This is a genomic window from Vibrio sp. 10N.239.312.C11, assembly GCF_041466065.1.
Lineage (GTDB): Bacteria > Pseudomonadota > Gammaproteobacteria > Enterobacterales > Vibrionaceae > Vibrio > Vibrio tasmaniensis_A.
Map to the genome: position 1 here is coordinate 63500 of NZ_JBFSRZ010000020.1, position 16542 is coordinate 80041.

At 44.2% G+C, this 16542-nt stretch carries 21 protein-coding genes; 9 read left to right on the forward strand and 12 right to left on the reverse strand.

Going from position 1 to position 16542, the window contains the following annotated elements; all coding sequences use genetic code 11:
* The first annotated feature begins 108 nt into the window (after positions 1–108).
* Positions 109–1365 (forward strand): DUF2066 domain-containing protein, encoded by a 1257-nt coding sequence (locus AB6D07_RS10935; RefSeq protein WP_029223039.1) that lies wholly within the window; start codon positions 109–111, stop codon positions 1363–1365.
* Between the two features lie 119 nt (positions 1366–1484).
* On the opposite strand, the gene AB6D07_RS10940 is transcribed toward AB6D07_RS10935, so the two are convergent.
* The 4 genes from AB6D07_RS10940 to AB6D07_RS10955 all read right to left on the reverse strand — a co-directional run bounded on the left by AB6D07_RS10940 (position 1485) and on the right by AB6D07_RS10955 (position 4447).
* The gene (locus AB6D07_RS10940) at positions 1485–1922 is read right to left on the reverse strand and encodes a DUF2069 domain-containing protein (RefSeq protein WP_017103650.1); all 438 of its coding nucleotides are present in this window, start codon (positions 1920–1922) and stop codon (positions 1485–1487) included.
* Positions 1919–2512: an NAD(P)H:quinone oxidoreductase gene (gene wrbA, locus AB6D07_RS10945; RefSeq protein WP_009847384.1), complete on the reverse strand. Its 594-nt coding sequence runs from the start codon at positions 2510–2512 to the stop codon at positions 1919–1921. The genes AB6D07_RS10940 and wrbA overlap by 4 nt, the downstream gene beginning before the upstream one ends.
* A 6-nt stretch (positions 2513–2518) precedes the next feature.
* Positions 2519–2869: an arsenate reductase (glutaredoxin) gene (gene arsC / locus AB6D07_RS10950; RefSeq protein WP_017103649.1), complete on the reverse strand. Its 351-nt coding sequence runs from the start codon at positions 2867–2869 to the stop codon at positions 2519–2521.
* 123 nt (positions 2870–2992) lie between these two features.
* Complete coding sequence (locus AB6D07_RS10955; RefSeq protein WP_009847382.1) at positions 2993–4447, reverse strand: M48 family metallopeptidase; 1455 nt, start codon at positions 4445–4447, stop codon at positions 2993–2995.
* Between the two features lie 178 nt (positions 4448–4625).
* Between AB6D07_RS10955 and AB6D07_RS10960 the strand changes: the two genes are divergently transcribed.
* Positions 4626–4865: a sulfurtransferase TusA family protein gene (locus tag AB6D07_RS10960; RefSeq protein WP_012604576.1), complete on the forward strand. Its 240-nt coding sequence runs from the start codon at positions 4626–4628 to the stop codon at positions 4863–4865.
* Positions 4858–5934 carry an AI-2E family transporter gene (locus AB6D07_RS10965; RefSeq protein ID WP_009847379.1) on the forward strand — a complete coding sequence of 359 codons (1077 nt, stop codon included), beginning with the start codon at positions 4858–4860 and terminating at the stop codon, positions 5932–5934. Before AB6D07_RS10960 ends, AB6D07_RS10965 begins: the two co-directional genes overlap by 8 nt.
* 158 nt (positions 5935–6092) lie before the next feature.
* Here the strand turns inward: AB6D07_RS10965 and bcp are convergent, their stop codons facing one another.
* Both bcp and AB6D07_RS10975 read right to left on the reverse strand, forming a co-directional pair.
* The gene (gene bcp / locus AB6D07_RS10970) at positions 6093–6563 is read right to left on the reverse strand and encodes a thioredoxin-dependent thiol peroxidase (RefSeq protein WP_009847378.1); all 471 of its coding nucleotides are present in this window, start codon (positions 6561–6563) and stop codon (positions 6093–6095) included.
* Positions 6564–6575: 12 nt separating this feature from the next.
* Positions 6576–7118: a glycine cleavage system protein R gene (locus tag AB6D07_RS10975; RefSeq protein WP_009847377.1), complete on the reverse strand. Its 543-nt coding sequence runs from the start codon at positions 7116–7118 to the stop codon at positions 6576–6578.
* 372 nt (positions 7119–7490) lie between these two features.
* Between AB6D07_RS10975 and dapA the strand changes: the two genes are divergently transcribed.
* The gene (gene dapA / locus AB6D07_RS10980) at positions 7491–8369 is read left to right on the forward strand and encodes a 4-hydroxy-tetrahydrodipicolinate synthase (protein WP_009847376.1); all 879 of its coding nucleotides are present in this window, start codon (positions 7491–7493) and stop codon (positions 8367–8369) included.
* Between the two features lie 49 nt (positions 8370–8418).
* Complete coding sequence (bamC, locus tag AB6D07_RS10985; RefSeq protein ID WP_017096835.1) at positions 8419–9465, forward strand: outer membrane protein assembly factor BamC; 1047 nt, start codon at positions 8419–8421, stop codon at positions 9463–9465.
* A gap of 177 nt (positions 9466–9642) precedes the next feature.
* On the opposite strand, the gene AB6D07_RS10990 is transcribed toward bamC, so the two are convergent.
* The 4 genes from AB6D07_RS10990 to AB6D07_RS11005 all read right to left on the reverse strand — a co-directional run bounded on the left by AB6D07_RS10990 (position 9643) and on the right by AB6D07_RS11005 (position 12164).
* Entirely contained in the window at positions 9643–9852 is a 210-nt protein-coding gene (locus AB6D07_RS10990; RefSeq protein WP_017103648.1) for a DUF2897 family protein, read from the reverse strand.
* An 8-nt stretch (positions 9853–9860) separates the two neighbouring features.
* Entirely contained in the window at positions 9861–10535 is a 675-nt protein-coding gene (locus AB6D07_RS10995; protein WP_017103647.1) for a M15 family metallopeptidase, read from the reverse strand.
* 46 nt (positions 10536–10581) lie between these two features.
* Positions 10582–11718: a succinyl-diaminopimelate desuccinylase gene (gene dapE / locus AB6D07_RS11000; RefSeq protein ID WP_017103646.1), complete on the reverse strand. Its 1137-nt coding sequence runs from the start codon at positions 11716–11718 to the stop codon at positions 10582–10584.
* 98 nt (positions 11719–11816) lie between these two features.
* A complete protein-coding gene (locus tag AB6D07_RS11005) occupies positions 11817–12164 on the reverse strand; it encodes an ArsC family reductase (protein WP_017103645.1) in 348 nt (115 codons plus the stop codon).
* 205 nt (positions 12165–12369) lie between these two features.
* Here AB6D07_RS11005 and AB6D07_RS11010 point away from each other — a divergent pair, with 205 nt between their 5' ends.
* Positions 12370–12657 (forward strand): helix-turn-helix domain-containing protein, encoded by a 288-nt coding sequence (locus AB6D07_RS11010; RefSeq protein ID WP_004734273.1) that lies wholly within the window; start codon positions 12370–12372, stop codon positions 12655–12657.
* A 63-nt stretch (positions 12658–12720) separates the two neighbouring features.
* Here AB6D07_RS11010 and AB6D07_RS11015 read toward each other — a convergent pair whose 3' ends face one another.
* Together AB6D07_RS11015 and AB6D07_RS11020 are read right to left on the reverse strand one after the other, a co-directional pair.
* Positions 12721–13053, reverse strand: coding sequence for a DUF4156 domain-containing protein (locus tag AB6D07_RS11015; RefSeq protein ID WP_012604568.1), 333 nt, complete (start codon positions 13051–13053; stop codon positions 12721–12723).
* A gap of 12 nt (positions 13054–13065) precedes the next feature.
* On the reverse strand, positions 13066–13410 hold the full coding sequence (locus AB6D07_RS11020) for a DUF2956 domain-containing protein (protein WP_012604567.1): 345 nt from the start codon (positions 13408–13410) through the stop codon (positions 13066–13068).
* 109 nt (positions 13411–13519) lie between these two features.
* Between AB6D07_RS11020 and AB6D07_RS11025 the strand changes: the two genes are divergently transcribed.
* The 3 genes from AB6D07_RS11025 (at position 13520) to AB6D07_RS11035 (ending at position 16224) form a co-directional block, all read left to right on the forward strand.
* Positions 13520–13981 (forward strand): DUF2919 domain-containing protein, encoded by a 462-nt coding sequence (locus AB6D07_RS11025; protein WP_032499208.1) that lies wholly within the window; start codon positions 13520–13522, stop codon positions 13979–13981.
* A gap of 65 nt (positions 13982–14046) precedes the next feature.
* Positions 14047–14970, forward strand: coding sequence for a Dyp-type peroxidase (locus AB6D07_RS11030; RefSeq protein WP_017103644.1), 924 nt, complete (start codon positions 14047–14049; stop codon positions 14968–14970).
* A 120-nt stretch (positions 14971–15090) separates the two neighbouring features.
* Positions 15091–16224, forward strand: a complete 1134-nt coding sequence (locus tag AB6D07_RS11035; protein WP_017103643.1) for a flagellin — start codon at positions 15091–15093, stop codon at positions 16222–16224.
* Positions 16225–16542: the final 318 nt, after the last annotated feature.

A 16542-nucleotide genomic window follows, 5' to 3' on the forward strand; every position in this document is an offset into this window, starting at 1 on the left:
GGTCAGGTGATATTTTATGGTTATTAAGCACAGTGGGGGCTAACGACCTTGCCCCTCAATCCATAGTTGCTTATCATCAAGGCACAAGCTTTGAATATTAGGATCAATATGCGCTACATAGCATTGTTGTTGATGGGACTATTAGCCTCTCCGAGTTATGCCTTAACTCAAGTAGATATCTTTAGTGCTGAAGTTGCGATTAACGCTGAAGACAAACAACCAGAACAAGTGGCAAGAAATACTGGCATGGAGCAGGTATTGATACGTGCGACTGGCCAAACTGATGTCGCGTCGAATGAGACGATTCAAAAGGCGATGCGTAAGAGTGCGCAGTACATGTCTCAAATGAGTTTTGGCGAAAGCAATGACCAATCAACATTGCGTATGCGTTTTAACGGTGCTCAAATTCGTTCACTACTGACTCAAGCGCAATTACCGTATTGGCCTGATACTCGCTCAAATATTCTTGTTTGGCTGGTAGAAGAGAGTAACTACGACAAGAACATTGTCTGGGAACACTCCAACTCACTGTTAGCTGTAGGCTTACAAGCCAATGCAAAAGAGCGCGGTTTGCCTTTGATGTTTCCTGTTGGTGATTTTGATGATGTTACGGGAGTGGCCACCTCGGATTTGTGGGGCAGCTTTGTCACACCGATTAGCAACGCGAGTCAACGTTACCCTGTTGATGCTGTTTTGGTGATTAAGGCACAGTCTTCTGGATTACGCTGGACTTTGTATGATCAAAAACCAAACCAACTGACGAGCGCGCCAAAATCGCCTGTGAGTGGTTCGGTATCGGGCAACAGCGCGACGACTTCTAAGAAGCTTGTTGACCAAATCAGTAACTACTACGCGAGTAAGAGTGCAGTAACGGTTGCGAGTGAATCTTCGGAATCAATCTTAACGCAGTTTATCAGCCTGAATAACGCGCAAGACTTCTTCCAATTGGAGAATGCACTGAAGCGTCTAAACTCGGTGGCAAGCTTAGATATTCTACAAATTCAAAACAATGAAGTGACGTTCCGAATTCATTTGTTATCGACCCAACAAGAGTTTGAACAAGAAGTTGAAAGCATTCGCCAAGTCGCGAAGGTTGAAGAGTCTTATATCGAACCTGAAGTGAGCCCAGAATTTGAAGCGCAAGATAACATTATGTCTGTAGGCGATGACTCTGCTGTTGTTACTGATGCGATGGGCAATGAAACTACGCCAAGCGTTCAAGTGATTAAAGGCAGTGAGTTATCTACAGATGCTGAGCTAACAAATGCTGAGGTGACGCTAGGTGAATCTGATGAGGAAGCGCTACCAGTCACAGCGCCAGTAAACGCTAAGCCAAGCTTGGTATACGAATGGGTTCGCTCGTAATCGTCTACCGACATGACAGACAGATCGATATGAAATCATGAAAAAAGCCCTGCAAGAGAAATCTCGCAGGGCTTTTTGTTTATCTGTTGTCATGTCAGATCTAGAGCATCGACTCAATATTATTGCTCGAATTTAGCTTTCTCTTTCTTTTCTACTTCGGAAAGGCGCTTCAACTTGATGCCTAACTCTTTGGCTCTAAAACGGGTAAATAATATATTGCCTGCGAAGCCTAGAGTCGTCAAAAGCAGTTCTACAGCGGCTAACAAGCGCTCTCCACCGTCTACATACATAATAGTTAACGCGTGTAGGAAGTAGAGCATTAAGACGAAATTCGCCCAAGCATGCGTATAAGGCTTGCCCGATAATATTCCCGGTAATGGTAGTAACAGCGGTATAGCCCAAGCAATCGCCAGTGTTACATTACTGAGGTGAGGGTGCGGCGAAAGTGTCATCTGCCAAGCAATCACCCAGAATAAAAGCGACAAGTTCCCCGCTAAAGCAAGGTAGCGAAATAGCTTGGTTTTGGGAGACATCGGTCTCTCTGACATATACATCATTGAGGCATTCCCTTCTGGTTAATAGCGATGCGAGCTACGCGTTTGCCTAGGTTTTTCGCCAACTCAATTTCTTCTTTGCTTAATGAAGCGCTCTCTCCAGTGCTGCTTGCACCGTAAGGTGTGCCACCGGTTTGAGTGGTGTGCAGTGCAGGTTCTGAATAGGGGATGCCCACGACTAACATGCCATGATGAAGTAGAGGCAGCATCATGCTTTGCTGTGTCGTCTCTTGACCACCGTGTAGTGATGAAGAGGAAGTAAATACACAAGCTGGTTTATCGATGAGATCGCCATTAATCCATAACGATGTTGTGCTATCCCAAAAGTGCTTCATTGGCCCAGCCATATTGCCAAACCATACTGGGCTGCCGAGTGCTAAACCATCGCAAGAACGGAGATCTTGTAAGGTCGCAATAGGATCTGTTGGTTGATAGCGCGAATCCGGCTGCTCTTCTACCGTATACACGTTGTTCACCGTTCTTAGCATGGCTTCGCAGTTCGGGATGGATTCCACCCCACGAGCGATTTGCCTTGCTAGCGCTTGGGTGTTGCCGTGTCGACTATAGTAGAGAACAAGAATGTTGATGCTCATATTGGATTACAGAATCTCTAGTACTTGTTCTGGTGGACGACCAATTTTTGCTTTGTTGTTCGCGACAACCACTGGGCGTTCAAACAGTTTTGGATTTGCCGCCATTGCTGAGAATAGATCTTCATCGTTCACCGATGCATCGCCAAGGTTTGCTTCTTTGTAATCCGCTTCTTTGGTACGCATCATGTCGCGAACACTCTCAAAACCAAGCTGAGTGAAAAGCACTTTCAGCTGTTCAACAGTCAAAGGCGTATCTAGGTATTTGATCACCTCTGGTTGTACGCCGTTTGCTTCAAGCAGTTCGAGAGTTTGACGGCTCTTTGAGCAGCGTGGGTTATGATAAATCACGACAGACATGGTTCTTCCTCATTATTATTTTTGATTTAATAGTTCAGTCGAAGCCAACTGAGTGGCTTCTTATTATGTAACGTTGAGCTTTCTTTGTATTTTGGCAACGAGCTTCGCTGCCAGTCAATATACTTATTGCAACGATAAGAAGCGTTCGCGCTGTATCATTAGTTGATCAATTCGAGCGTCATAACGTGCTTGTTTTAGGCTGCCTAGTTCTGCTATTTGGCTCGCCTGCGTGTAGTACTGAATCGCTTTGTTCCAGTTGGCTTGCAGTGCCAAAATCTCTGCCCTAGCAGACAATTCTTCATCGCTGTTGCCAAGGTTTGTATTTGCCTTTGAAAGCAGGTACCACCCATTGGTGTCGTTCGGGTTATCGTGCGTGTAACGTTGCAACACGCGAACGGCTTCCTGTAGGTCTTCATTTTCGATCAGTGCATTGGCGTAGTTTATGGTTAGAACTGAGTTGTTTGGTTGACGCTCAAGTGCTGACTTAAGTTCTTTAATCGCAATCTCAGGCTTTTTCTGTTCAATGTGCAGATCTGAAATAGCATCCAGATAGAACAAGTTGGTTGGGTCGCTATTCATCAGCTTGGTCAGAATTGGTTCTGCTTTATCTAATTTTTTTGAATCTAGGTAAACCAGTGCTTGCCCATACTCTAATGATGGAACCAAGGCTTTGGGGGCTTTCTTCAGCTTTCGCTCAAACCAATCAAGAGCTGCATCATTATTGATGCCAGCATAGCGCGCAACAATACGGGCTCTTGCTAAATGGTAATCCAATGACGGAGCCAGTTTTAGTGGGGTATAGCTGCGAGCACGAGCGCGTGAATCTGTGATTCGGTCTTCAGGCAATGGGTGAGTTAATAGCATTGGTGGCGGTGTGCTTGCATAGCGGTATTCATCAGCTAAGCGGCCAAAGAAACGTGGCATAGCGTTTACATCGAACCCTGCTTTTGCCAGCGTGTTGATGCCAAAGCGGTCGGCTTCTTTTTCATTACTTCGGGTGTAGTTTATTTGGCTTTGCATGTTACCAGCAGTTGTTGCAGTGATAGCTGCGATACCGGCTTCTGGTGCTGCAATCGCTAATAATACAGAAGCGGCCAATGCTGCGATGGTTGCAGGAGAGCGGCGAGCTTGATCTTCCATACTACGTGCTAAGTGACGCTGGGTAACATGCGCGATTTCGTGCGCCAATACGGAAGCGAGTTCACTTTCAGACTGTGCATGCAAGAACAAACCTGAGTGCAAAGCAACATAACCACCAAAAAAAGCAAAAGCGTTGATGTTTCGGTCACGGATCATAAAGAACTGAAAAGGTGTCTTTACATCATTTGCGTTCGCGACAAGGCGATGGCCAAGCGTGTCAATGTATTGGTTTAGAACCGGGTCGTTTACAATAGGCTGGCTGCTTCTGATGATGCGCATGTAGGCATCACCATAGATAAGTTCTTGGTCGATAGTGAGTGTGCCGCCAGCCGCGGTGCCGATATCGGGTAGCTCCAAACCATTGGTATTTGCCAACGTTGGAGTGCTTAATGTAGCTGCGATGCATAAGCAAGCAATTGAGCGAGCGCGTTTAAACATATTAGTCAGTAATACTCCGTTTCTTCTGACAGTAAGACAAGTGCAATGCAAATTGGTTCTCTATCTGATTTAACCTTTACCAAGTGCGTGCGCTATCATGAAGGAAGATGAATGAATGATGGCGCGTTTTCAAAAACAGATTACAATACGACCCTTATAATAAGCATCGAGCTAAAGAATGACACCTAATATTCTAGATTTACGCCAAGAGCGCTGTCCAATGGCACTATTATTAGCCAAGCGTCACAGTGTAAAGTTAGAAGTAGGGCAATCATTGTCAATTTATGTCTCTGATAACAGCTCGATGAAAGATATTGTTACTTTTTTGTCTAAGCAAGCCTATGACGTCATCGTAGAGGTTTGCTCTAATTACCATCATCTCCTCGTCACTAAAAAGGAATTGCAGTCAAATGCTTGAAATGGTCAATCGTTGGTATAAACGACGTTTCTCTGATCCCCATGCTGTCAGCTTGGTTGCCATCATTCTCTTCGGCTTTATAACGATCTACTTCTTTGGTCACCTCATTGCCCCACTTTTGGTGGCTATTGTTTTGGCTTATCTGCTTGAGTGGCCGGTTACACAACTTCAAAGACTCGGTGTTCCAAGAACCCCATCAGTGATGTTGGTGATTTTAATGTTCTTTAGCGTGATGTTACTTGCGCTGTTTGGTCTAGTACCAACGATTTGGGAACAGGTAGGTAACCTTATCAATGATATTCCAAGCATGTATGGTGGCTTACAGAAGTTCATCGCAACCATTCCTGAGCGTTACCCTGAACTAGCAAACCTGCAGATCGTTGAATCGATTGTGTCTAATGCGAAAAACAAAGCATTAGGCTTTGGCGAAAGCGTTGTGAAGGGCTCTTTAGCTTCTCTTGTTAGTTTGGCGACGCTTGCGGTTTACCTGATTCTTGTACCGCTGCTGATTTTCTTCCTTTTGAAAGACAAAGAAGAGATGATCAGTATGGCTAGTGGTGTTCTGCCTAAGAACCGTCGTCTAGCGACCAAGGTTTGGGTTGAGATGAACCAACAAATCTCAAATTACATTCGCGGTAAGGTGCTCGAGATTTTGATCGTCGGTGGTGTCAGCTACGTAACCTTTGCGATTCTGGATTTACGTTATTCAGCACTGCTGGCTGTTGCGGTTGGTTTCTCGGTATTGATTCCTTACATCGGTGCGGCGGCTGTGACCGTTCCAGTCGCGATTGTTGGCCTGTTCCAGTGGGGCTTAGAACCTCAGTTTTATTGGTTGCTTCTCGCTTACGGTATTATCCAAGCGTTAGATGGTAACGTGCTCGTTCCTGTTCTGTTCTCTGAAGCAGTGAACCTACACCCAGTAGCGATTATTGTAGCAGTGTTGGTGTTTGGCGGACTGTGGGGGTTCTGGGGAGTGTTCTTTGCGATCCCTCTAGCCACGCTAGTGAAAGCGGTTTGGAATGCCTTACCGAGTCACGCTCTCGATGATGACCCTGAACACCAATCGTAATTGAACGCGCTATCAATTTGAATGCGCTATCAATTTTAATAAGTACAAAAAGGCCGAATATCCATGATATTCGGCCTTTTGGCATTTGGCTTAGTAGTGAGTAGTGTATTTAGATTCGCTAGGTGCGAATTTAGAGAATCAACTCACTAAAATCAACATTAAGCTTCTGGATTGAAGTAGTCTAGAACCACTTCGTGGTGAGTCTTTGTTTTGAACTTGTTGAAGACATGTTCAATCTGACCTTCTTCATCAATTAGGAAGCTAATACGGTGCAGACCGTCGTACACTTTGCCCATAAATTTCTTCTCGCCCCAAACACCAAACTGTTCAGCAACACTGTGGTCTTCATCAGATAGAAGTGTGAAGTTCAGAGATTTCTTCGCAACGAAATTTGGTAAGCGTTTAACTGGGTCAACACTCACACCTAGAACAACCACATTCAGATCATCAAGCTGTGCTTTGATATCACGCAGGCCTTCCGCTTGCACAATACAACCTGGAGTCATTGCTTTTGGGTAAAAATAGAAAAGGACTTTTTTACCTTTGAAGTCACCAAGAGATACGATATTGCCATCTTGATCTGGAAGAGAAAAAGCAGGTGCTGGAACACCAGCCGTTAGCGTATTCATGATATTTCCTTTTTAAAAACTGTTTTTGATAAAGTTGAGCGAGCCTTGTACGGATAGGCTCTGACACAGCGCGTCGAATTCTTCTTGTAGCTGCATCAAATTACATTCTGATTGCACAGAAGCGGTAATAGAGATATGGAATTGGTCGTTGTCGAGCTGAACTTTAGATTTATTGATGGTTCGCGCACTTAACGAATCGAGGCCGATGTTTCGGTCTGCGAAGAACTGGGTAAACTGCTCGGTAAGGCCGATTTTATCGTCTGACTCAACGAACACCTCTACTGTGTAAGAGTTCTCAATAACATCATGAGTTGAGGTTCGCTTCATAATCGTAATCAAGTCGTGCTCTTGTCCAAGCAAGGGCAGGGTGGTTTCAACGCGGGTGATGTTGTTTGCCTTTCCAGACAGTAGCATGATAAGCGTAAATTCTTCGCCAAATTGAGCGATACGGCTATCAATAATGTTACAGCCTGATTGGGTGACTAAATGAACCACTTGGTTGCATACACCTGGGCGATCTGTGCCCACAGCTGTGATTACTAGATGTTGAGTCATAAAATCACGTCTCTTATATTCCATTGATTCATGCATGTTAGCACAGTTAGCTAGAGGAATAAGTGTGTGCTTGGGGCTTTTATGAAGCACTTTGCTTCAAATATGTAACAAGTAATAGGAATATTTAGAGTGTTCAAAATTCAAAGAGTGGTGTGAGAGTATTGCTTACTTGTTACTGACATCGAGTGCTGAGCTATTCGCTAGATTGAGTGTAGGTTACCCAAATTCTAGGTCGAACGCGGTTATAAGTCGTTTTACCTCAAACATACGACAATATTTACTGCAGATGTTGCTGGTAAGCCACTTTAATGTCTTGTGTTTATTGATTGGCTTACAGTAACATGCAAAAAGAATAAATTAAGGGAGATAGACATGTTTTCAGGAAGTATCGTTGCGCTAGTTACACCATTTAATACAGATGGTGAAGTGGATTTCGACAGCCTTAAAAAGTTAGTTGATCACCATGTTGCAGCAGGTAGTGATGGTCTGGTTGCGGTTGGCACAACTGGTGAGTCTTCAACACTCACTATTGAAGAGCATGTCAAAGTCGTCAATAAGGTCGTTGAATTTGCTGATGGCCGTATTCCTGTTATAGCTGGTACGGGTGCAAACGCAACTCACGAATCTGTACTTTTCAGCCGTTTGCTCAATGGTTCTGGTATTGCTGGTTGCCTGAGCGTAACGCCGTACTACAACAAACCGACTCAAGAAGGTTTGTACCAACATTACAAAGCAATTGCTGAAGTCAGTGACGTTCCACAGATCCTTTACAATGTACCTGGTCGCACTGCGGTAGACTTGTTGCCAGAAACGGTTGCTCGCCTTGCAGAGATCGAAAACATCGTTGCACTTAAAGATGCGACTGGTGATCTCGAAAGAATTGCAATTCACCGTGAACTTTGTGGCGAAGACTTTATCTTACTAAGTGGTGATGACTTAACTGGTCTTGAATTTGTTAAGCGTGGTGGCGATGGCGTGATCTCTGTAACGAACAATGTTGCAGCTGCTGATATGGCGACTATGTTCAAGCTAGCGAAGGAAGGCAAGTTTGAGGAAGCAGAAGCGATCAATGAGCGTTTAATGCCTCTACATAAGAATTTGTTCGTTGAGTCTAACCCTATTCCCGTAAAATGGGCGGTTCACAAAATGGGTCTGATTGCTGAAGGTGGCTTACGTCTACCACTGACTGAACTGTCAAAACCAGCTCAACCTGTTGTTGCTCAAGCAATGACTGAAGCGTGCATTTACTAAAAACGTATAAAGCAATGCCGAAGCGAACCTTCGGCATTTAGGAGTATAAATGAAGTATTCTCACCAGCTAGTGATCGGTTCACTGGCTGTTTTCGTTCTTACAGCATGTTCTGGCAGCCCGACTCAACGTCGCCAAGCCAAAGATGATTTTGAATACTTAGAAACACCTGAGTTTTCACAATGGCAATTGCCTGAAGATGCTCAGCCTCAGTTTTACCCAAACTTTGATATCCCAAGCGGTGAATTCAGTGGTGGTACCGGTCGTCAAGTGGATATTCGTCCTCCTCAACAGGTTCTTGAACTGATCCCAGGTGCTCGTACTGAGCGTCAAAATGGTGAAGTGACGTTATGGCTCCTTCGTGCTGAAGAGGCTGACCGAGTATGGCAAACGGCTGTAGATATGCTGACCCAGCGTAATATCGGCATTCGTGAACAGTCAGAAAATGACATTGAGACTGATTGGGTTACGTGGGTTTCTGAAGATGAAGAAGTCGAGATTGGTAGCCGCTACTCTATCTCTCGTTTCCAAGCGAACAATCGCCATGGCTTCAAGATTAATCTGATTGATTGGCGTGAAGGTTCTGAAGAGAAACCAGTATCGGCAACCAATAAAGAGCGTTACAACGCGTTCTTAACGAATCTAGTGATGGCGAGATACGATGCAGATCTTCGTGCTGAAGCTGCGTTGAAAGCGCAAGAGTTGGTGAAACGTATTCCTATCTCAATGGGTTCGGACCGCAGTGGTTTCCCTGTGATCATTGCTCGTACGCCATATAACGTATTGTGGCAACGTCTACCTACCTTGCTACCGACGATGGGCTTTGAACTTGAAGAGCGTAATCAGTCTCAAGGTACAGTGAAAGCTAAGTATGCAGCGCCAGATGATGAATTCTGGGAAGAGATTGGCCTACAGCCTATTGACTTAGCGCCAGGTACTTACACTTTCTTGTTTGGTGATCTTGGCAACCGTACATCGATTAACGTAACGGATGCAACAGGTAAGCCTGTAGAAGAAGAGCTACTTAAGTCAATGGTACCGGTATTAGCACACGTTGCAGACCAAACCAAAGACAAGAAAGAAGCAAAATCTGAATAAGCCCTGAGCAAATTTAGAAGAAAAAAAAGAGGACATACAATGTCCTCTTTTTTATGTTTGTTAGTCAGTGTTTTATGTGCGTGTTGTCAATTTATGTTGTCAATTTATGTTGTCATTTCGCTAACAAGGAGTCACACGCACCTGACTTGTTGGGGCTAGCGCATCAAGGGCGTTAAGCTAAATGTTTTTGCTGTCAGTCGACTCATCTTTTTGAGCTTTCTCTTGGTTCTGTTTATCCAATTGATTGAGCTTGTCTAAGTCTTTTTCTGTTTTGTTACGACCTGTCAGACCCATATTAGCGGTCTGTTTGAGCGCAGCAATATTACCCACCACAACGCTAACCACGATGATGATGATAACCCAAGGGTTTGTAAGCCACTCTAACATAAGCGCTCCTAATGACTGATATTCGCCACGAAGCGCGCATAGATCTCGTCTAGCTGCTCCGCAATAATTTCATACCCTAATATTGGCTTAGATTGGAGTTGCTTGCCAAGTAAAGTGGGAGATAACTGTGATAAACACAACTGTGAAACTTTACGGTGGCTTATATGCCAAGGTTCTATCGCCACACCACCAAGGTCTTGGCTGTAAGGAAAGAAGAATCCAAACTGAGATGCGTTGGCAGACAGCCATTGGTAAAACACTTGCTGGTGGCCAGTGAGGTATTCCCATGGTTCCAGTTGTAGCTGAGTACCCTCAGGTAAGTGATTACGAGCAAAGACATCAAAGTCACAACCCCAATGGTGACGACTCGCTCCGGGAAGCGCAGACCACCTAAGAATCGCCGACAACTTTTGATGTTCACTGAGTGTTGAAGCATCAAGTGGTTGGCTTTCTGAGTCTAATATCGGTGCTTCACCAGAAAACTTGCGGTTCCAAATCAGAGATTGCCTTTCATAGTCGCGAAAGCCACTGGCAATCTCCATTTTAAAACCAGCGAGTTGAGCAGCTTCAATCAAGTTGTTCAGTTCATCTTTGACGTCACTGTGGACCAAGAAGGTCTTGGTGCCAATCAGGTTAGGTTCTAGATGAGAATCTGATTGTCCGGTTAGCTGCTCTGGTGTCATAACGTGTCTCTCAATAATTAGATGCTATGAATCGCTGATGAAAAAACTACTTAGCGAACAGGTTCACTAATGTTCTTTCGTACATGTCGGTTAGTTTCTCTAAATCAGCCACTTTCACGCACTCGTTAACCTTGTGAATGGTTGCATTTACAGGGCCTAGTTCTACCACTTGTCCCTTCATGCGAGCAATAAAGCGTCCGTCAGAAGTACCACCTGTGGTAAGCAGTGCCGGCTTAACATTATTCACGTGACCTACTGCATCGACAATAGCATCAAGCAACGAGCCTGCGTCGGTTAAGAACGGGTCGCCATTGAATGTCCATTTTAAATCGTATTCGAAATCGTACTTGTCGAGTGTATTTGTGATTCTTTCAACGATGATGTCGTTGTTTAACTCTGTACTAAAGCGAAGGTTAAACTGAACATTAAATTCACCAGGAATCACGTTTGATGCGCCAGTGCCCGCACTTACATTTGGGATCTGGAAGCTGGTTGGTGGGAAATAATCATTACCTTTGTCCCACTCGGTCGTCGCCAATTCATTGATCGCAAGCAGAGAGCTGTGTACCGGGTTGTTCGCAAGGTGAGGGTAGGCAACGTGACCTTGTGTGCCTTTAATCGTTAGATCGCCAGTGATAGAACCACGACGGCCGTTCTTTACGACATCACCTACGTACTCAGTACTTGATGGTTCGCCAACAATACACATGTCGATGTTCTCACCACGAGCCATCAATGCTTCGACAACGCGCACTGTCCCGTTGATGAACGGGCCTTCTTCATCTGACGTGATAAGGAAACCGATTGAGCCTGTGTGATCAGGGTGCTTAGCAATGAACTGTTCTACAGCCACAACCATTGAAGCCAGAGAACCTTTCATATCTGCCGCGCCGCGACCGTGCAGGAAACCATCTACGATAGTCGGTTCAAATGGCTTAGTGTTCCATTGCTCAATTGGGCCTGCAGGTACAACATCAGTGTGACCAGCAAAAGCAAATAGGGGGGCTTCGGTACCACGGCGAGCCCAGAAGTTCGTCGTATCTTCAAATACCATCACTTCGATTTCAAAACCTAGCGCTTTTAAGCGTTCAATCATCAGGTCTTGGCAGCCTGCATCTTCTGGTGTTACCGATTGACGGCTGATTAGGTCTTTTGCCAGAGCCAAAGTTGGGCTGTCTGTCATCCTTGAGTTCCTTGTTTAAATTAAACGTCTAGTCATTAATTTTTAGGGCGCAGATTCAATGATCAACGTCCGTTGTCTGTCTATGTAAATAATACGCTCTAAGCAAAAATAGTCGCGTATTGGTCGGCTTTAAATCCGATGTGAAGCTTACCCTCTACTTTCAATATTGGACGCTTAATCATTGCCGGTTGTTCAACAAGCAGAGCAACGGCTTTTTCTTCCGTGAGCGTGTCTTTTTGCTCTTGAGAAAGTTGGCGGTAAGTCGTACCACGTTTGTTTAACACAAGCTCCCAACCAAGCTCTGAACAGAAGCTTGTTACCAACTCTTCAGTGATGCCTTGTTTGCGATAATCGTGAAACTCGAACTCGATACCTTCAGCTTCTAGCCATTTTTTTGCTTTTTTGATGGTGTCGCAATTCGGAATGCCAAACATAGTGATAGTCATTATTCTTCCTTTGGGTGATTTTATTTCGTTGTTATGAGTTGAATCCTATCAGGAAGCGGCAATTCAGACAAAATAGAGTGAGGAATATTTTATAGAGTGAAAAAAAACAGTAAGAAAATGTCACTATTGGAGACTTATTGATCAGCCTCAACATGTTGTCAGCAAAAAAAGAAATAATTGAGTTGCACATATATAGGAGGTGTCAATGGAGTTGAGTCCTGTTTTTGCAAGGCGGCTATATTTAGCATTGTTAGTGGAAAGCCTTGATAGGCCAAATGTGCCTAAACTCATCGAAAAAACGGGGTGGCCTCGTCGTACTATTCAAGATGTACTCAAGGCGTTACCGGGGATCGGTATTGAACTTATGTTTGTTCAAGATGGGCGACGTCATAATGATGGCTATTACCAATTATCCGACTGGGGGCCATTTGACAGTCAATGGGTTATCCAGCGTAAAGGCGATATAGCAACAAGCCTTGGATTTAGTGCATAAGCCAGCGAAAGCTGGCTTTCTTCTTTCTTCTTTCTTCTCCTTACCGATTACCGATAAGTCGAATTAGCGACACCGATAAGCGGTGCCCAACATGGTTACGGAAGTCGCAAAATCTTGGGGAAGTGTGAAAATTACAGTGTCCGCACCTAATCCAATAGCATTGGACTTTAGCTCATTCATTGCGCCTTGAATTAGAGTGTCGTTCGGGTAAAACAGGTAACTATACCAGTGGCCTTCGCTGCCGGTGACTTCCCCTTTATATTCGCACTTGTTGATATCAATCAGTCCGTGGTAATCCATTTGTACTTGGTCAGATTCGCTATGTGGGACTGTTGTCGGTGTCGTGCACCCGCCTAATATGCCTGTCATAGCTAAAGCGACTAATTCCTTTTTCATACATTTATCCTGCTATTTCATCAAATAAATCGCGAAACCTACCCAGCTTGCGATCAATAGTAACCACGGCAATTTGTTGGCGTGATTTGATGTTGTTTCAACAATTGTGTCTACATTGTTCTCTTCGTCTAGATTAGTTTGTTGAGTTTGCTTCTCTTTCTGTACGCGTTTTCTTGCTTTATCGGCTTGGCGGCTGCGTTCTTTTTGCTGTTTCTTGTAAAGTGCGATGCCTTTTTCGATACCTTGAGCAATTAATTTTGTTTGTTCTTTGGTTTGAGCTGGCTTTTGCGTCGCTTTGGCTATCTTCAGTGCTTCTTGTTGAGATTCAACAGACGGTGTATTAGTTTTCTTTTTCATACTGAGTTCGACAATTAAAACGGATTAACCAATAAGATAACGCAAACCTAGTTAAGTATGAATGATTTGCGTTAAAGTGTTGGTTTAAAAACAAGTGAAAGTGAGAGTTGTGCGGTACTCCATAGAACAATACGATAAACACGGCTTTTTGAAAGCCCCAATCTTATTATGGTTAGGTTGGCTGTTTCTTGCGAAAGCTTTGGTCGTTTTCATTGTTGCGGGCGCAAGCCGAGAGTCGGGAACGGATATTCTTGAGACCATCTATCCAGACCACCAGATGTTTTATGTCGGGATTGCGTTGAGTGTGCCTAGTTTGTTATTGATGTGGTTGTTTGGACTAAGATCTCCAGATAGAAAGCGCCTTAACAAAGTCGTGTCATGGGGACGTTGGGTTACCATGATGGCTATCTTGGCACAGGGCTCCCATACAATTTATTTAATCTATTTGGATAACGGATGGTTCCGTTGGTCAAATGCTATCACCCTATTATTGCTCCTCTGGTTAGCGCTTTATTTAACCAATAGCCATGCCGCTAGGGATTGCTTTAAAGTGGTTGAGCACGAAGACTGATTCTCATCAAAACATTTGTACCATTCACAATTATACTTAGAAGCTAAAACTGGAAGGAATAATCTATGCTTAATGTTTCAAATGAGCAGCCTAACGTTCAAAGTGCTATTTTGCCTGAAGCTGGGCCTTTCGCTCTTTACGTTCAACTTAAAGTGAACGCTAATACTGCTAATGTACTAGCAGAAATTCAAAAGCTTCCGACTCTAATCGACGAGCTAAACCAAACTCAACCTGATGCGAACCTAACGGCGTCGGTAGCATTCTCAAAAGCTTTTTGGGATAAGTTTGAGCAAGCTGCTCCCTCTGATCTAATTGATTTTCCTGCGCTTGGTGAAGGTGATATCACAGCACCGAACACACTGTCTGATGTTCTGATTCACTGTCATTCAAACCGACATGACCTACACTTCTTCATCCTACGTAAATTGCTATCTGAAGTAGCGGCAGACGTTGAAGTAGTAGATGAAACTTACGGTTACCGTTTCCTAGACTCACGTGACATGACTGATTTCGTTGATGGCACTGAAAACCCGAAAGATGCACAGCGCGCTGAAGTGGCGATTGTGCCTGAAGGTGAATTCGCGGGTGGTAGCTACGTAATGGTGCAACGTTTTGTGCATAACCTACCTGCTTGGAACCGATTAAACGTATCGGCACAAGAGAAAGTGGTTGGCCGTACTAAGCCAGATTCGATCGAGCTAGATGATGTTCCAGCGGCGTCTCACGTTGGCCGTGTGGATATCAAAGAAGAAGGCAAGGCTCTTAAAATCGTTCGTCATAGCCTGCCTTACGGCACAGCAACGGGCGATCACGGCTTACTGTTCATTGCTTACTGTAACGTTCGTCATAATTTCGATGCGATGCTAGAGAGTATGTACGGCGAAACAGATGGCAAAACAGACCAACTGCTTCGCTTTACTAAAGCCGTTACTGGCGCTTATTACTTTGCTCCTTCAGCTGAGATGTTGAGTGCACTAACGATTAAGTAAGTGCACTCAAATAGAATAAACAAAGGGAGCCTCATGGCTCCTTTTTTTTAAAGTTTTATATAAATAGGTCGATACAAGAGCAATCGTAAGTTTTATTCATCTTTTTGTAAGTGAAGGTCTATGGCTATAACTGTTAATACGAATGTTTCAGCATTAGTGGCTCAGAGGAATCTATCTAATGCCAATAACATGCTGAACCAATCTTTGGAGCGCTTGGCTTCAGGGAGTCGTATTAATAGTGCAAAAGACGATGCTGCTGGCTTACAAATCTCTAATCGATTAGAAGCACAGATGAGCGGCATCGATGTTGCGGTTCGAAATGCTAACGACGGTATCTCCATTATGCAGACAGCAGAAGGGGCGATGAATGAAACCACAAATATCATGCAACGCATGCGAGACCTGTCACTGCAAGCGACTAATGGTTCGAATAGCCAATCGGAAAGGACGGCTATTCAAGAAGAAGTAACCGCCTTAAATGATGAGCTAAACCGAATTGCGGAAACCACTTCATTTGGTGGGAAAAAGCTCCTTAACGGCAGCTTTGGTAGCTCGTCATTTCAAATCGGTGGCAGCTCTGGTGAGGCGGTGCAGATAGGTTTGAAAAACATGCGCACCGATGATATCAACATGGGCGGCTTTAGCTATGTTGCCAATGGCATGGCAAGTGACTCGTGGGAAGTTAAATCTAACCAGACAGATATGACGATGGCGTTTACCGATCGTTTTGGCCAGCCTCAAGAGATCAACATTAATGCCAAAGCGGGCGATGACATTGAAGAGCTAGCGACTTATATCAATGGTCAAACGGATCTGGTTTCGGCTTCCGTCAATGATGATGGGCAGCTTCAGATCTATATGTCAGGCGAAGACACGGCAGGCACGATCTCTTTCTCAGGCTCGTTAGCCAGTGAGCTTTCGATGTCGGCGGGGTATTACGAGTCAGTCGATGATATTAATGTCACTGATGTTGGTGGAGCACAGCGCGCCGTGTCTATTTTGGATACAGCGATGAAGTATGTTGATAGTCACCGTTCTGAACTCGGGGCGATGCAAAACCGCTTTGACCATGCGATTAATAACCTTGAAAATGTTCATGAGAACTTGGGGGCATCAAACAGTCGAATCAAAGATACAGACTACGCCAAAGAAACCACTCAAATGCTCAAACAACAAATACTGCAGCAAGTCAGTACCACTATTTTAGCTCAAGCTAAGCAAGCGCCGAACTTAGCTTTAACGCTGCTAGGCTAATAAATTAGGTTAATTCTTATAAAGGTATTATCGGTTAACTAAAGTCCTTTGGTTAATTAAAACACAATATTTCCCCCGGCTGACTTTTCGACAACTTTAGCCTTTTTCTCATCTTTTTTTGATAATTTCACTACCAGTCACGCTTTCTTATCCTTTCTCGCTATTTCTTTAATTTTGTTGCTTTTTTTCTAAAGGTTTCAGCATTCACGCCGTTATTAAAAGTAACTTAGAGATAACTACTTGGTTTTCCGAGACGTCGGAAGCCGCTATACCGGAAAATCAATTGGAGAAATCACCATGGCAGTGAATGTAAATACC

Excerpts from the sequence above, each read along its gene's own strand:
- wrbA (WP_009847384.1), bottom strand. The coding sequence starts at position 2,512 with ATGAGCATCAACATTCTTGTTCTCTACTATAGTCGACACGGCAACACC.
- dapE (WP_017103646.1), bottom strand. The coding sequence starts at position 11,718 with ATGACAGACAGCCCAACTTTGGCTCTGGCAAAAGACCTAATCAGCCGT.
- AB6D07_RS11015 (WP_012604568.1), bottom strand. The coding sequence starts at position 13,053 with ATGAAAAAGGAATTAGTCGCTTTAGCTATGACAGGCATATTAGGCGGG.
- AB6D07_RS10990 (WP_017103648.1), bottom strand. The coding sequence starts at position 9,852 with ATGTTAGAGTGGCTTACAAACCCTTGGGTTATCATCATCATCGTGGTT.
- AB6D07_RS11020 (WP_012604567.1), bottom strand. The coding sequence starts at position 13,410 with ATGAAAAAGAAAACTAATACACCGTCTGTTGAATCTCAACAAGAAGCA.
- AB6D07_RS10935 (WP_029223039.1), top strand. The coding sequence starts at position 109 with ATGCGCTACATAGCATTGTTGTTGATGGGACTATTAGCCTCTCCGAGT.
- AB6D07_RS10995 (WP_017103647.1), bottom strand. The coding sequence starts at position 10,535 with ATGACACCAGAGCAGCTAACCGGACAATCAGATTCTCATCTAGAACCT.
- bamC (WP_017096835.1), top strand. The coding sequence starts at position 8,419 with ATGAAGTATTCTCACCAGCTAGTGATCGGTTCACTGGCTGTTTTCGTT.
- arsC (WP_017103649.1), bottom strand. The coding sequence starts at position 2,869 with ATGTCTGTCGTGATTTATCATAACCCACGCTGCTCAAAGAGCCGTCAA.
- AB6D07_RS11035 (WP_017103643.1), top strand. The coding sequence starts at position 15,091 with ATGGCTATAACTGTTAATACGAATGTTTCAGCATTAGTGGCTCAGAGG.
- AB6D07_RS10965 (WP_009847379.1), top strand. The coding sequence starts at position 4,858 with ATGCTTGAAATGGTCAATCGTTGGTATAAACGACGTTTCTCTGATCCC.
- AB6D07_RS11030 (WP_017103644.1), top strand. The coding sequence starts at position 14,047 with ATGCTTAATGTTTCAAATGAGCAGCCTAACGTTCAAAGTGCTATTTTG.
- dapA (WP_009847376.1), top strand. The coding sequence starts at position 7,491 with ATGTTTTCAGGAAGTATCGTTGCGCTAGTTACACCATTTAATACAGAT.
- AB6D07_RS10940 (WP_017103650.1), bottom strand. The coding sequence starts at position 1,922 with ATGATGTATATGTCAGAGAGACCGATGTCTCCCAAAACCAAGCTATTT.
- bcp (WP_009847378.1), bottom strand. The coding sequence starts at position 6,563 with ATGAATACGCTAACGGCTGGTGTTCCAGCACCTGCTTTTTCTCTTCCA.
- AB6D07_RS10955 (WP_009847382.1), bottom strand. The coding sequence starts at position 4,447 with ATGTTTAAACGCGCTCGCTCAATTGCTTGCTTATGCATCGCAGCTACA.
- AB6D07_RS10975 (WP_009847377.1), bottom strand. The coding sequence starts at position 7,118 with ATGACTCAACATCTAGTAATCACAGCTGTGGGCACAGATCGCCCAGGT.
- AB6D07_RS10960 (WP_012604576.1), top strand. The coding sequence starts at position 4,626 with ATGACACCTAATATTCTAGATTTACGCCAAGAGCGCTGTCCAATGGCA.
- AB6D07_RS11010 (WP_004734273.1), top strand. The coding sequence starts at position 12,370 with ATGGAGTTGAGTCCTGTTTTTGCAAGGCGGCTATATTTAGCATTGTTA.
- AB6D07_RS11005 (WP_017103645.1), bottom strand. The coding sequence starts at position 12,164 with ATGACTATCACTATGTTTGGCATTCCGAATTGCGACACCATCAAAAAA.